The sequence below is a fragment of the Acinetobacter sp. SA01 genome (assembly GCF_011319235.1).
In the GTDB taxonomy this organism is placed as follows: domain Bacteria; phylum Pseudomonadota; class Gammaproteobacteria; order Pseudomonadales; family Moraxellaceae; genus Acinetobacter.
The window spans coordinates 1-13,737 of the sequence record NZ_WXXM01000027.1; the positions used below are offsets into that span (position 1 = coordinate 1).

Annotated in this window: 12 protein-coding genes; all 12 read right to left on the reverse strand. The window is 39.8% G+C overall.

Annotated features, from left to right (window positions below; all coding sequences use genetic code 11):
- Nucleotides 1–254: transposase (locus GTU69_RS15890; RefSeq protein ID WP_166171933.1), on the reverse strand; the 254-nt coding region annotated here is incomplete at its 3' end.
- A 198-nt stretch (nt 255–452) separates the two neighbouring features.
- Nucleotides 453–818 carry a hypothetical protein gene (locus GTU69_RS15895; RefSeq protein ID WP_205683565.1) on the reverse strand — a complete coding sequence of 122 codons (366 nt, stop codon included), beginning with the start codon at nt 816–818 and terminating at the stop codon, nt 453–455.
- Between the two features lie 403 nt (nt 819–1,221).
- Nucleotides 1,222–3,399 (reverse strand): TonB-dependent siderophore receptor, encoded by a 2,178-nt coding sequence (locus tag GTU69_RS15900; RefSeq protein ID WP_166171935.1) that lies wholly within the window; start codon nt 3,397–3,399, stop codon nt 1,222–1,224.
- Nucleotides 3,400–3,798: 399 nt separating this feature from the next.
- Nucleotides 3,799–4,356: a hypothetical protein gene (locus GTU69_RS15905; protein WP_166171937.1), complete on the reverse strand. Its 558-nt coding sequence runs from the start codon at nt 4,354–4,356 to the stop codon at nt 3,799–3,801.
- 791 nt (nt 4,357–5,147) lie between these two features.
- Complete coding sequence (ribA, locus tag GTU69_RS15910; RefSeq protein ID WP_166171939.1) at nt 5,148–5,750, reverse strand: GTP cyclohydrolase II; 603 nt, start codon at nt 5,748–5,750, stop codon at nt 5,148–5,150.
- 499 nt (nt 5,751–6,249) lie between these two features.
- The gene (locus GTU69_RS15915) at nt 6,250–7,059 is read right to left on the reverse strand and encodes an SDR family oxidoreductase (RefSeq protein ID WP_166171941.1); all 810 of its coding nucleotides are present in this window, start codon (nt 7,057–7,059) and stop codon (nt 6,250–6,252) included.
- Between the two features lie 48 nt (nt 7,060–7,107).
- The gene (locus GTU69_RS15920) at nt 7,108–7,959 is read right to left on the reverse strand and encodes a TauD/TfdA family dioxygenase (RefSeq protein WP_166171943.1); all 852 of its coding nucleotides are present in this window, start codon (nt 7,957–7,959) and stop codon (nt 7,108–7,110) included.
- A 64-nt stretch (nt 7,960–8,023) separates the two neighbouring features.
- The gene (locus GTU69_RS15925) at nt 8,024–9,535 is read right to left on the reverse strand and encodes an AMP-binding protein (RefSeq protein WP_166171945.1); all 1,512 of its coding nucleotides are present in this window, start codon (nt 9,533–9,535) and stop codon (nt 8,024–8,026) included.
- 30 nt (nt 9,536–9,565) lie between these two features.
- Nucleotides 9,566–10,315, reverse strand: coding sequence for a thermostable hemolysin (locus GTU69_RS15930; RefSeq protein ID WP_166171947.1), 750 nt, complete (start codon nt 10,313–10,315; stop codon nt 9,566–9,568).
- An 834-nt stretch (nt 10,316–11,149) separates the two neighbouring features.
- A complete protein-coding gene (locus tag GTU69_RS15935; protein WP_166171949.1) occupies nt 11,150–12,049 on the reverse strand; it encodes a ParB/RepB/Spo0J family partition protein in 900 nt (299 codons plus the stop codon).
- 18 nt (nt 12,050–12,067) lie between these two features.
- Nucleotides 12,068–12,853, reverse strand: coding sequence for a ParA family protein (locus tag GTU69_RS15940; RefSeq protein ID WP_166171951.1), 786 nt, complete (start codon nt 12,851–12,853; stop codon nt 12,068–12,070).
- Between the two features lie 654 nt (nt 12,854–13,507).
- Nucleotides 13,508–13,705: a hypothetical protein gene (locus GTU69_RS15945; protein ID WP_166171953.1), complete on the reverse strand. Its 198-nt coding sequence runs from the start codon at nt 13,703–13,705 to the stop codon at nt 13,508–13,510.
- Between the last annotated feature and the right edge of the window lie 32 nt (nt 13,706–13,737).

Genomic DNA, 13,737 nt, shown 5'->3' on the forward strand with positions numbered 1-13,737 from the left:
CTGATCCAGAATGCCTCGTAATCTAAAAAAAATTTATCCCATAATCCCTTACTTGCCCAGCGATTAAAGCGATTGTAAGCAGTTTGCCAAGAGCAAAGTTCTTGAGGAATATCACGCCATGTCGCACCCGTACGTAGTTTCCATAAGATGGCTTCCATGATATTTCTACTGTTTTTTGAACAGTAACAACCGTGTAATCGCATAGTATCTTGAATTTTCTGCCAAATATCATCGGTGAGAAGAGTACGTGCCATTGAAAAAATATAGAAATGAAAAGAGCTTAAAGGAGGATTTTAAGTATTTAAAACCAATTCTTCAAATGAGGACATGCCCTAGAAAGCCATCGATTGCATATCTTTTAGTCTGCTCAATAACCTTCTATGAGAATTCATCAGGCCATAAAAAACCGTCCTCTAGTGGGACGGTTTCTGATGTTGCTAAGCGAATAAGTTTCATGTTGATTTCGCCACACCTTTTAATTGATTTACCAATTCGATCATAATATCCTTTTGGCTTGCATCACCTGTAAGGGTTAAAGTTTGATTTCCAAATTGAATATTGTAATTCACGCTGTCTTTTATGCCTTGGGTAGCATCACTTGATGACACCGGAGGAATCGACTGTGCAGAAAAACTCCTTGAAGCCGCATTAATATTGATAAGCAGCTCATTGAGCTTATTAATACCGTTTTGAGTGGTTAATTCTCTTGCTGCAGCTCTATCAAATTTTTGGCGAATTATCGTATCTAATCCATCAACACCACCTTTACCATAAGCCTGCTTAATACCGTCAGCAGTGACCTGCCCACTCTTACTCACTACGTCAAAGTTTCTTTTTGCGCTGTCCTCCGCTTCATTCAGTTGATCTTTGATTCTGAGACCAAGTACATAAATACTACAATAACAGGGTTTAATGCTTCTGGTAATTGATGAAATTTTTTCTTGATAAGCCCTAGACCTATTGCAACTTGCTGACCAGTAATAGGTTCTTATTTTCCAAGTTCTAGTAACTTTGCTTTTGTATAATCTAATTCAGCGCGGATTTGAGTTGTATCAATCGCTTTATTTAGATTGGTAGATAAGGCTAATCTAGTATCAATACACTTAACTGCTACACCTACTTACAATTAATAAGCTGTTGATAGTAGTAGAAGATATTCAAATAAAAAACTGCCTGAGCTAAACACTCAGACAGTGTTCTATAGCAAAATCTAAGGTTAAATTAGAAATTTACAGTCCATGACAATTGTGCTGTACGTGGTGCCCCAAGAAACAAATAGTCATCGCCGAAGAAACTACCCGCATCTCGCCAGTATTTCTTATTGAACAGGTTATCAATGTTTAAGCGCAGCATATTGTCATAGCCATAAGCCCGGAAGTTATAGCTTGTACCTGCATCAAACACTGTATAAGCGGGTACTTTTACGGTGCCTGTTTTGTTGGCATATTTACTGCTGCTGTACTGCATACCGGCCAATAAACGCCATCCATCTACTTGCGGCACTTGATAAGATAGATGGCTGGCGAAGCGGACAGTGGGTACATTTTGAGTTTGATGCCCCTGATACTCAGCTGTTTGTATTTCTGTGAGACGTGAACGGGTAAGTGCGAAAGTCGAATTCAGATCTAGATTCTGACCTACGCGCCCTTGTAGACCAAGTTCCAGCCCCAGATTATGCTGTTCACCATCTGTGACATAGTCACTCGCAGTATTGGTATATTGATTGTCTTGGGTTAAATCAAACACTGCAGCGGTAAAAAGTATCCCCTGCCACTGCTGCTTAATCCCCAATTCATACTGGGTGGAATGTACAGGGGCTAAAGTTGCAAAAGCATTGTTGGCATACCAAGGTGCCTGTCCACCGTCACTCAAACCTTTGGCATACGATGCATACAGATGGGTGTTTTCCCCGGGCTGATACATTAAGGCCAGCTGCGGCAGGAAGCGGGTCAAATCAGTATCGCGGATATTGTTGCCATTCGCATTATAAGCACTTTCATTGACATGCAAGAGTTTGCCACCCAGCAAAACGGACCATGCCTGATTGAAATCAATCTGGTCGAGTAAGTTCAAGGCCGTGTGCTGGCTATCTAATGATTTGTAATGATTGCCTAAAGTCTTATCACTTGGTGTGTAAGTAATCGGGTCAGTATAAATATTTCCTGTAGATTCAACACCAGCTGTTACAGGCAGGTTGATGGCATCATATTGTGCATGCCGTTTATAGGTCTGTGACAGTTCCAGGCTAAGCGTATGTTGCCATGCTCCAGTGTTGAATTGACCATTGAGTCCAGTTTTAAACTGATTGGTCAGATAGCTGTCATTCGGACTACGGAAATCATAAATATCATAGTTGCCATTTTGATCAAAAGTATTGCCTGCACCTGAATATTGGCAAATACTGCTATAGCAACCCCACGGGAATGCTGAATAATCATCCACCACCACACGGCTTTGCGAAGCAGCCAGATTAGCTGTCCAGTTGTCATTGATCTGGTGAATATATTTTAAACTGGTATTTAAACTTTCATTGGTGACAGGTTGGCTCCAGCTTTGATAGCCCAGCAAACGATCCCATTCAACGCCAGTGGGTACTGTTTTACCATCCAGCAACTGATAGCCAGGTACGGAGCGTTGACGTTGGCGCTGTGATTCGATATCAAATTCCAGTTTTGAACGATCAGAGATTTTCCAGTCTAAAGCCAAAGCACCAAACACACGCTTGCCATCGGCATGTTCAACATAAGGATGAATCTCTTCATGCGCCAAATTGACTCGATAACCAAACTGTTGATCTGCTCCAAGGAAACCGCCGAAGTCCGTTGCCACGCGGTTGCCACCATGACTGTCGGCTTCAACAGTAAGTGAGTGGATGTCTTGGGGGCGTTTGGTCACATAGTTCACTACACCACCCGGGGTTGCCATGCCACTTTGAAGTGCACTGATGCCTTTTAAAATTTCGACCTGTTCTTTGTTTTCAAGCGCCACATTTTGCTCACCGCGCAGCAAGTGACCATTGAGTAAATAGCTTGATCCCAAATTTAAGGCAAAACCACGCATAACAAAGTTCGGATAATAGCCAATCGGTGCATAGCCATCCCCTACTGCAGCGTCATTTTTAACTACATCCGTCAGGGTTTTGGCGTGCTGATCAGCGATCTGCTCGGCTATGATTGTGCTGAGCGATGCCGGAATTTCAGCCAGATTTTGCTGGCTAAAACCGTATAAATTCACCTCGGGTTGGTCATAGGCCGTTTGTGCAGTTACTGTGAGCTTTTCCAGTTGCGGGATCTCATTCTCATTTGCAGCATGTACCCAAACTGGGCTCAGCCCTAGACATGAAAATGAACCCGCAGCCAGCAATGCTTTTTGTAAATGAGAAAATGAATACGTTTTCACAGTAGTTGTCCAACCCCAAAAGATAATCTTGCAGCATGAATTTGCGGGCATGAGTATTCACAATTTTCTCAAATTGAACAAGTATTTCTACACCATATCCGAGATTTTTTTATCATGCTTCCGATACGGCTTTTTAAACTAGGATTTCTGGGTTAGGTTGATCCCTCGATTATCCAAATTTAAGCCGCAACTTGGGTGAAAGGTCTGCATCATTCATTCAGCCTATTGAATACCGCCATACCTGCATATATCTGAGACCTGATTTGAGAACACTGAATCGCCTCGGACCAAGTTTGATTTTGGCCTTGTTTGTCTTTTGATTGGATTTAGCATTAAATCACAAGAACGGTATTGCTTAGCCTGTGCCTTTTATTCAAAGACAACAGGCTATTAGTTTTATTAAAGCCTGCGCTGTAAATCTAAATGATTCAGCTTACTATACTGCTGCTGCATATCATTAAATGCGTCAGAAAAACCAATTAATGAAACTTCATTCACAATCGGTTTAGCATTATGAGATACATTAAACTCGGTTTTTACCTCAAAGCCACGCTTGAACTGATCTATAATGGCTTGAGCGTCACGGTATAAACCCTCACGCGCCTGCAAAACACTATTATTATCTACTTTAAGTAGTGTAATAGAATTTTTTGCATGGTTTATGCCAACACTTAAGCTGTAAGAATCGTTCATACGCATTACCGTAATATGGTTTTTACGCATTGTGCAAATTTTAGTATTTTCACTACTCTTTACCCAGCATTGAATATCCCAGCTTGCACGTCCCAATAACCGATTTTCAGATTTTTCAAGAGAGTCATTTATATGCTGATAATCTACCTGTTGTATTAAATAGCCCAACCGATCATTCTTCATGCTTATAGTTGCAGCTCCTGCCGCATTTGCAATCGTTAAACCTAAAACTGCCCCAAACAAAATATAAGTATTATTTAACATTAGTCTATATAAAAAGCTAAATTCAGCACACTATAGCAAGCTTTTAGCCTTTCACATCTTATACATTAATTTTATTTACTAAATTAAAAATCCATGATCCATTATTTTTATATTATCCATTGTCTTGTCAATGTATGAGATTTAAAGCTAGCGTTCAGATGAAGAGGGTATCTTTTTAACTTTATAGTTTTTAACTTTTAAACTAAAGATAATACCTTTAAGAGTGTTATAGGCGGTTGTCTCTCAATCAGGTAAGGGTTATTTTGGAATAAAAAATGCAATATGAATATAGATTTCAGAAGTTAAACCAATCAGCAAGGTTTTTTAACCGCCTTATTTCCATAAAATAAGCTTTAGAATATGTGATATATAAAAGATCTCTTTCATAAATCAAAAATTAAGCTATTTGTTGTTAATTATTTGTACCGTAGAATTTTTAACATTCATGCATAATTTTTAGATGAAATACATCGACTCAAAACAGCTTTCTGAAACACAGCTTAAGCGATTATGAGCATCTCATGGTCAACGTTTTATTTAATGGTTGAGCAATTGCATAAGCATGTTCTAGCTAAAGACAGACTACCCAAATTACACCTGGAGGATCAGATTCTGCTTTATCTAGGATAATGGGAGCAGTCCAATCATCTACTTAAGTACTAAGCTGTGGTACTGAAAGCTTTGTCTAGGCAAAGCTTTCTCGATTAAAGTAAAAATCAGAATTTCTGTCATTCTCATCTATTTTCAACAGAAACGATAAGAAGAGTTGAAATGTTTAGGCTTAAGCTAGGCTAAAAATCACTGTTTTCATACAGATGTGACATACGCTTCTGCTTTGTTTCTAAATAAGCTTTATTAAAATGATTTAAGCCTACCGTCAAGGGAACGCGGCTAACCACATTAATTCCTAAATCAGTCAGTGCCTTGATTTTAAGTGGATTATTTGTAATCAACTGGACATCTTTAATTTTTAGGTAATCCAGCATAATGCTACACATATCATACTGCCGGGCATCTGCAGGTAAATTTAACAACAGATTGGCATCAAGCGTATCATGACCTTGATCTTGCAGTGCATATGCACGAATTTTATTGGTCAATCCTATGCCCCGACCTTCCTGACGTAGATACAAGATTACCCCTTGCCCTGCATCATTAATCATTTTCATGGTTGCATGTAATTGTGGGCCACAATCACATTTTAATGAACCAAAAGCGTCCCCTGTGAGACACTCAGAATGCATTCTGACTAATACTGGTTTTACAGGAACCGTTTCTAATCCTTGAGCAAGAGCAATATGTTCTTCACCCGTCGTTTGATCTTGAAATGCTATAATCTCAAAATTACCGAAAGCAGTCGGTAATTTAGATTTAGAAACAAATTGTATCACCACTGATTCATCCAATTAAATTTTAAGAGTCAGTAAAAACACTGTTTATCAAAAATAAAAGATTTGTCATATCTAAATTAAGATTGATTCAGTATTTTCGTATCTTCGAAATATTATATTTCGGATTTGATCATAGTGATTTTAAAGTGAATTTTATGTGAAACCCAAAAACATCTTGTTCACATTTTTAAACCGCTCTAGACCAGCACACAAAAACCACGGATTGAATGCTTGCCCCCTGTCAGCGTATCTGCTGTCAATGAGCATAACCTGTCCACTTTTGTCCGGAGCGTTTTGCAATCAGTCTAGCTGATATATTCCAACACCTACTGCATCATACTTTTGGTCCCTGCTTTAACCTCACTCAGTCAGCACAGCTTGTCAAAGTTGAATATTAAGTCGTCTAATCCCAAACCAAAATTTAAGCAGGCTTTAAATCAAGCCTGTGACCGTACACCAAGAGAGCCCAAATAAAGACTTCATATCCAACGGCATTAAAACCTCATCCCCCTTTTTGTTTGTCTGCATATTGGTAAATAGTATCCAGATCTTTCTGAAGAGAATTGGCCACGATATTTGGCAGGACTTGATTGACCTTGACGAAGATTTTCTCGGGATAGCCGACTTGATAGGACTGACAGTCTTTCTGCAAGAATTGATAAAACTCCTGAGCCACAAATTCTGGCGTGTCAATATTCGTACCTAGTCGGATATTCATTTCAACCACATCAGGGTTATTCATTTCGGTATTGGTGGCCCGCGGTGAGAAATAGCGGAATTTAATCGGGGTCTTGCTATATTCTCGTGCCAGAGCTTCAGTCGCGCCGCGCAGGGCGAATTTGCTGGCACAATAGCTCACATAACCCGGATAGCCGATACTGCCTAAAGTCGAGCCGATATGAATCATCTGGCTCGGCTGACTTTGGGACATCAGAGGAATAATGCCTTGCAGCAGCTGCAACGGATACACGACATTAATCAGCATCATCTGTTCCATCGTATCAGGCGACTGCTGAGAGAACAGGCTGAAATCGTTAATGCCAGCATTGTTAATATAATAGTGAATCGGGGTATTCAGCGCGGCCAGCGCATGAATCAGCTCATCGCGGGTGTGCTGCTCAGCCAGGTCACAGTGGATCAACTGCAGTTGCAACTGCGGATAATGCTGTAGCAATTTTTCACGCAACTGCTGCAAAGCCTGCTGATTGCGTCCGACTAAGACCAGATTCAGGCCATTTTTCCCCAGAATATTTGCAATGGCCTGACCGATGCCACCAGTTGCACCAAGAAGGACTGCAGTTAAATTAGACATAGATCATTTCTCTTTCTGTTAAGTTTTTAATGTAATGTAGTATCCTGCTTAAAAGACAGGATCTAAGCCCAGCCCCATACAAATATACAGTTTACGCTGTTCGAGTGGCACCAGTATTTCACGTCGACCATGCATAAAACGTTTGTTGTCGATAATCACTAGATCACTATCCTGCCAGTCAATTTCCGAGGTCTCATTTTCACAGCGCTCTGCCAGTTCAGCCAGTAAATCGGGGCTGATTTCTGAACCATCCGAAAAATGAAAACGGGGTTTTTCATAATTATAAGAAGGCCCCAGCAAGGTGTTGGCAAAGGCCGGAACCCCCTTGAGATTGTCATGACGGACCATATTCATGCTTAAATGGTACTGCACGCCTTCAGCATCTGCGGGGCTGATGCGTTGTCTGGGCACCATCTGGATAAAACGCTCTAGCTCCTGCTGCCCGACCTGTTCAGCATCTTCAATATTCAGTGCAGTTGCCACATACTTTTGCCAGATCGGCTTGGGTAAATAACGGCTGATGGTCATCGGCTCGGCAAATTTCTGCTTGAGAGCATCTGGTAGATTTTTCCAGACCTCATGCCCATCACATAAGGTGGTCTGCGAGCCACGCGAAGCACTTTTTTCACTAAAAAAGGCGATGATATCGGGTGGTAGCGGGGTACTGCCATTTTCAATATGTAGCCCCATGGCATGCGTACCAGCATCGACTTTCTGCGACTGACGGGTAATGTTTTCCCGGGCGGGGTCATAGGTCAGCCGCTGGCATAGACTATTCATGAGCTCACTAAAAGATGTCACGTCATAGTGTTCATGTCTCAACAAGACCCAACCCTGTTCTATCAGACGCTGTTTGATCTGTGCATGAGTCGTGCTTAAAATCTGTGATGCAATATTCATAAGTTTACTCTCTGCTGCTGTACATGGGTCTGTGGTTCACGTGAGCATGCACAGAAAATATGGGTTAATTTGCTGTCAATTCAGCCTGAAAATGCTGCTGGATCTGATGCCTGCGCAACTTTCCATTATCGGTCAGCATCTGGTTACTCAGGGAAAATGGCTCGGGAGCACGACACCAGCGTTTAATCTGGGCATAATCAGGCATTCGAGCATTGGCTCTCTCGATTGCCACTGCAAGCCGTTGCTCGGAAGTGGAATCATCGGCATAAATCACAGCAGACAGATACGGCTGTGCCTCCCCGAAAATGGCAATCTGCTGAATTTCAGGTTCGGTCAGACTGTTGGACTCCACCCATTCTGGGGAAATATTGCGTCCAAAACTGCTGACAATGATCTGCTTGATGCGCCCGGTAATGTATAAATAGCTGTCTTCATCAAAATAGCCAGCATCGCCAGTATGAATATAGGGAGTGGCTACCAAGTCGTTGACATAACCCAGCATGGCATTGCCTTTGACCACTACTTCGCTGTTAGCCGCAATCTCAACCTCGACATGTGGCAGAACCCGACCTACACTGCCAACCCGGCGTGCACCCGGCAGATTCAGACTGACTACCGAGGCACACTCGGACAGGCCATACCCCTCATAGACCGGAAGTTTTAGCTGCTGGCACTGTTGAAGCAAATCGGCAGATACTTTCCCGCCACCGACGGCAATAAATTTCAGCGTACTGAGACCTGTACTGCCGTATTCAGTGCTATATTCCACAATAGCTTTCAACATTTGCGGCAGTAAAATCACACTTTCAATCTGATACTTTCGGACAGCCTCAACGAAACGTTGTGCATCAAAGCTATGGTTAGAGATCAACCCAAACTGACTCACATCACCTATGACCACTGAACGTCCCATATTGAGTGCGACATAAATCCCGGCAATATTTTCCAGTAAAGTGGCAAATGGAATCAGGCATAAATGCCGTCCAAGCTGGCTGCTGGTCAGTGCCTGACTCAGAGAATGGGTAATTGACTCAATAGTGTCTTCTGCCAAACATACCCCTTTCGGCGTTCCAGTGCTGCCCGAGGTATAGGTAATTTTTGCCAGCTGCCGGGATTGATAGGGAAGCAAGCCCTGGTGCCGTGTTTGATACTGTGCTAAACGAAAAAACCGAGCATGCATATCGACAGATACAGAGACCTCATGCTTGCCTATTTCATCGACTAATTCCATTAGCCACTGTGGTGCATCATTTATTTTTTCACTTGCCATGCAAAGCAGGTCTGCCTGACTGTCTTGTAACAAATGACGAACCTGTTCTTTGGTAAAAAACAAGGGAATAGGAATTACGGTCACACCGGCTAACTGGGCCGCGAGGTCAATGATAATCCAATACACACTATTCACGCCCCAGAGTGCCAGACGTTGAATATTTAGCTTGATTAACTCGGCACGAAGCTGTTCAACCAGACTTTTCAGCTCGGCATAGTTAATTGTATCCACGTCAGTAACAATGGCTTCACGTGTCGGATCCTGCTGGGCATAGGCTGAAATGGCCTTAAACAAATGATTCATCATTTTAAAATTCCGTATATCTACCAGGACGAACTACTGGTCAATTGATTCAGAGAAACTGTAAGACTGCTGAGTAACCTGCAATGCTGGTGCCACATCAATCGCCAATACATAAGGTTTCTGCTGGTAGTAATTGCCCCATTGAAGTTTTGCTTCCCCCAACACGTCAGGGTCGGCTTTTTCAATGACATGAAACTGCAACCCCATTTTTTGCAATACATAACGAACCGCTGCAGTACCGGTACACACGGCCCAATCAATATTTTTTTGCGATAAATGAAACACCAGAAAAGCCACCATCCATTTGGCTTTTTCCATATCCAAAGCTGCCAAATTGCCAATCTCAACAATCTGCGGTCTTTGCACTGGTACATTACTTAATTGAGTGAGTATCTGTTCAATCGGCACATCTAGATACCGTTCAAGAAAAGCATCTGCCGCGCTTAAATGCTCCATTCCAATCACGACCTGCATATCTGCCCCAACATAACCGGCAAACAGGGTAGAAGAAAATTCACAGATCGAGGCCTGATGGACTTGGCGATATTTCTCACGGATAAAGTTTTCCAAGATATTCCGTTCAGCGATCTCGCTTCGTTGCACGGTTTTCACCATGAGGCGAAGTGGTGAATTTTTTAAGACCACAACAGGAGAAATAGAATAATTTTTTTGTTCTAAAAGTTTCTGATTATTGATGTTTTTTTTAAACTTTAATGGATGGATATTGCGATCCAGATAGTAGGTTTTACTAAATGAACGATCATCCAAATTGAATTTCATCATTCTCTTTTCACCACACATAAACAGCTTGGTGATCACCTTAGGTCTGTAAACTTAAAAAATACTTAACACTATCGAAGGCGTATTTTTAAGCAATTTTAGGCTTGAAAAGTTGAGCTATAGAATGAATCAGGGTCAAATTAAAGCGAATTATGCATCGCAATATCAGCACTTATCTTTGATTTTTAAACGGGTAGTTTAAATATCAATCATGTTATTTTTATCACTTAACGTTTTGTTGTTTCTGCTTTATTAAATATAAGAGTATGCATCTGGAAAACAAAAATCGGAGCTTAAATCATTCTAGACTTCAAACAAGGTAACAATATTTCTGATGAATGAAAATCAAGGTAAAATATGGAAAAAATACAGTGTGCTTTAAAATGACAGCCCCCATAATTCTTGTTGCTGTTTAGTAAAATTTTTCCCTTAATATGTAATCAAATAATTATCAGATACCTTTTCTCCCCAGAAAAGCACTTCCCTGATTCATTGACAAGGTTTTAATCAGCACTGAAAAAGTATTCGATTCAAGTGGCATAATTTCTGCTGAAACAATATGAGCAGCATTAAGAAAAAATCTTTTTTAATTGAATTAACATTTTTATTTTCGAATAAAAAACCAGAAAATTTATAGCATCTGAATTCAAAAAATATATAAATATTCCAAATTTAAATACTAAGCATGATTTTTTCAATTACCCATTTTTCTTAAGCTATTTAAATTCTGATTGAGTCAATAATGGTTTAGTTTGAGTACTGCTTGTCCTAGTTTAGGCGGAAATTGTTCACGACTTAATGATAAAAAGTGTAGCAATTTGCTACACCTTTTATCTATTACTGATTTAGCATTTTTTTCAACAGGTTTTCCAGCTCCTGTAAGTCTTGATCATCAAATTCACTTATCTTTAATGACACTTTTAAGGTATTGTGATCAAACTTGATATTGCCGGCGACTTTCCCATCATATTCAATTTTATGCACGATTGATGTTTTAATGGGTTGTTTGGTTTCTTTCGATTTGAGAATTTTTTCTGCCAATACTGCCAGTTTTGTTTGCTCTACTTCTTTTTTCAGTAATTTCGCCCAAGCTTCTAGCAGTGCTTTTTTAGCATTGCTGTAATTTTCTTCATAATCGGAGAGAAACTTTTTGACTGCTGTTGCGGCAGTCCGTGCCAACAAGGCGGGTTGTTGCTCTAAATCTTCAATCAGCTCTTGAGGTAATTTTTCGAAAGATAAATATTTATACATATCTTCCCGGTTCATGCCTAAGGACTTTGCTAGTTTTTGCTTGTTCTTTTTTAATTTCTCATCCAGTGAACTTAAGCCCACATAAATTTCATAATCGGTTAAGTCTTCCCGTTTTAGGTTTTCCGCTAGCGTTAACAGTGCTACTTCTTCATCAGATGCATCAATGACAATCACTTCAATGGTGTTTTTATTGAGAATTTGATGCGCTTTCAAGCGTCTTTCACCAGCGATTAATTCATATTTGTCCTGGATCCGCCGCACTGCAATTGGTTGTAACAAGCCAATTTCTTCAATCGATGCCGCCAAGTCTTCTATATCTTGTGGATTAAATATTTTTCTTGGCTGATTTGGACTTGGCTGGATATCTGTAATTTGTACATTACGACGCAATTCTTTCACATCATTAACATGCTCTTGCTGAGCTTGTTGATGCTTTTGAGTATTTTGCTGTAAACGTTGTGCCAGCAATTCTTTTGTACTTACCATAATATTCTCAGCAGGCTTTTATTCAACACGATTGATGATTTCTTTAGCTAAATCTTGGAAAGCTTTACGAACTTTAGCGTTTTTATCTACACTGAATAAAGGCTGTTGCAAAATTGCGGCCTGATTCACTTTAGTACTCATAGGGATGGTGGTTTTTAACAGTTCACCGACTTGGCTTAAAGCTTCATCTCTAATCAATTTACAGACGTTTTGACGTTCATCATGTTTAATCAACAACGCGCCTAAAAGTTTTAACTCAGGATTGACCCGTCTGATTTTACTTAAATGGTTAATCAAGTCAGTTACTCCATACAAGCCATATTGTGAACCTGACTCAATTGGTACCATCACATGGGTAGAGGCTGCCAATGCATTACTGGTGAGCAGTTTTAGGCTTGGAGGACAGTCAATCAGGATAAAGTCATACAATCCTTTTAATAATTCCAACTTATTGGAGAGTTCTTCGGATGGTCTTGGGGCATCATCTTTGAGTTGATCTTCAGCTTTACCTAAATTGAGTGAACCATAAATTAAAGAAACGTTTTTGAAATTGGTTTCTTCTTCCAGGGCATCTGATAATAGGTTTAAATCACCCAGCAGTAATTCAGCCGACGTGGTTTCTACCTCACTTGGATGTCTTGATCCGATATGTAAGCTTGCATTGGCTTGAGGATCTAAATCTATCACCAATACTTTATTACCCAAGTCGGCTAGTTCAGATGCTAGATGAACGACTGTGGTTGTTTTTCCACAACCACCTTTATGATTTGCCACTGCAATGATTTTAGTTGACCGAGTTGTCATAATTATCCTCACTTGAGTTATTGTAATATAAAGAACTTTGTAGCAAGTTGCTACACCTTGTTGAGCTTAGTTTGAAGTTATAATCTGAATCTGGATAAAAAACAAACAAATTGATTTTTTTATAAAATATAGCTAGCTAATTATAATTAGTATTAATTAATATAATTAGTTAATTATAATTAGAGTACTTTTTTATTTTTTAAAATCAATATCTTATAGATTTTAAAGTGGAAGGTTTGTCACCGAAAAGTGGAAGGTTTGTCACTGAAAGGTGGAAGACTTGTCACTAAAAGGTGGAAGACTTGTCACTGAAAGGTGGAAGGCTTGTCACTGAAAGGTGGAAGGTCTGTCACTATGGTGGAAGGGTTGTCACGGATTTAAAAAAAAACTTAAATTTATCTTACAAAATTATTTAAATTCAATATTTTAATCTGTTGATAAGTTGAATTATTTGACCTTAAAGGTGGAAAACTTGTCATTTTGATATTTTTATCCTGTGGATAAACTGTTTGTTGCTAATTTCATCAAGTCGACTGTACATTTTCACTTCTGGACTGGCTAAAAGTGGAAGCTTTGTCACTATTAAGGTGTATTTTTTATTATTATTTCCACTTTATTACAGGGCTTAATGGTTTTTTTCCCTTTTTAGCTGACTTAAGAATCTCCGAAAAATATTAAAAGTGGAAGCTTTGTCACTAAAAAGTGAATTTTTAATATAGCTTTCCACTTCATGTTTAAAAAGTGTTTTAAATGGCAAAACAGAGTGACAAGCTTTCCACTCTTAGCTTGGGGTTTAAGAGTTTCTTGGCCAAGGGTCGGTTTGCCTGAGTTAAAATGGTGGATAATTTGCATGAGATTCCACTTTTGTGTATAACATGTAGAAA

Excerpts from the sequence above, each read along its gene's own strand:
- GTU69_RS15905 (WP_166171937.1), bottom strand. The coding sequence starts at position 4,356 with ATGTTAAATAATACTTATATTTTGTTTGGGGCAGTTTTAGGTTTAACG.
- GTU69_RS15915 (WP_166171941.1), bottom strand. The coding sequence starts at position 7,059 with ATGTCTAATTTAACTGCAGTCCTTCTTGGTGCAACTGGTGGCATCGGT.
- GTU69_RS15920 (WP_166171943.1), bottom strand. The coding sequence starts at position 7,959 with ATGAATATTGCATCACAGATTTTAAGCACGACTCATGCACAGATCAAA.
- GTU69_RS15925 (WP_166171945.1), bottom strand. The coding sequence starts at position 9,535 with ATGATGAATCATTTGTTTAAGGCCATTTCAGCCTATGCCCAGCAGGAT.
- GTU69_RS15930 (WP_166171947.1), bottom strand. The coding sequence starts at position 10,315 with ATGATGAAATTCAATTTGGATGATCGTTCATTTAGTAAAACCTACTAT.
- GTU69_RS15935 (WP_166171949.1), bottom strand. The coding sequence starts at position 12,049 with ATGGTAAGTACAAAAGAATTGCTGGCACAACGTTTACAGCAAAATACT.
- GTU69_RS15940 (WP_166171951.1), bottom strand. The coding sequence starts at position 12,853 with ATGACAACTCGGTCAACTAAAATCATTGCAGTGGCAAATCATAAAGGT.
- GTU69_RS15945 (WP_166171953.1), bottom strand. The coding sequence starts at position 13,705 with ATGCAAATTATCCACCATTTTAACTCAGGCAAACCGACCCTTGGCCAA.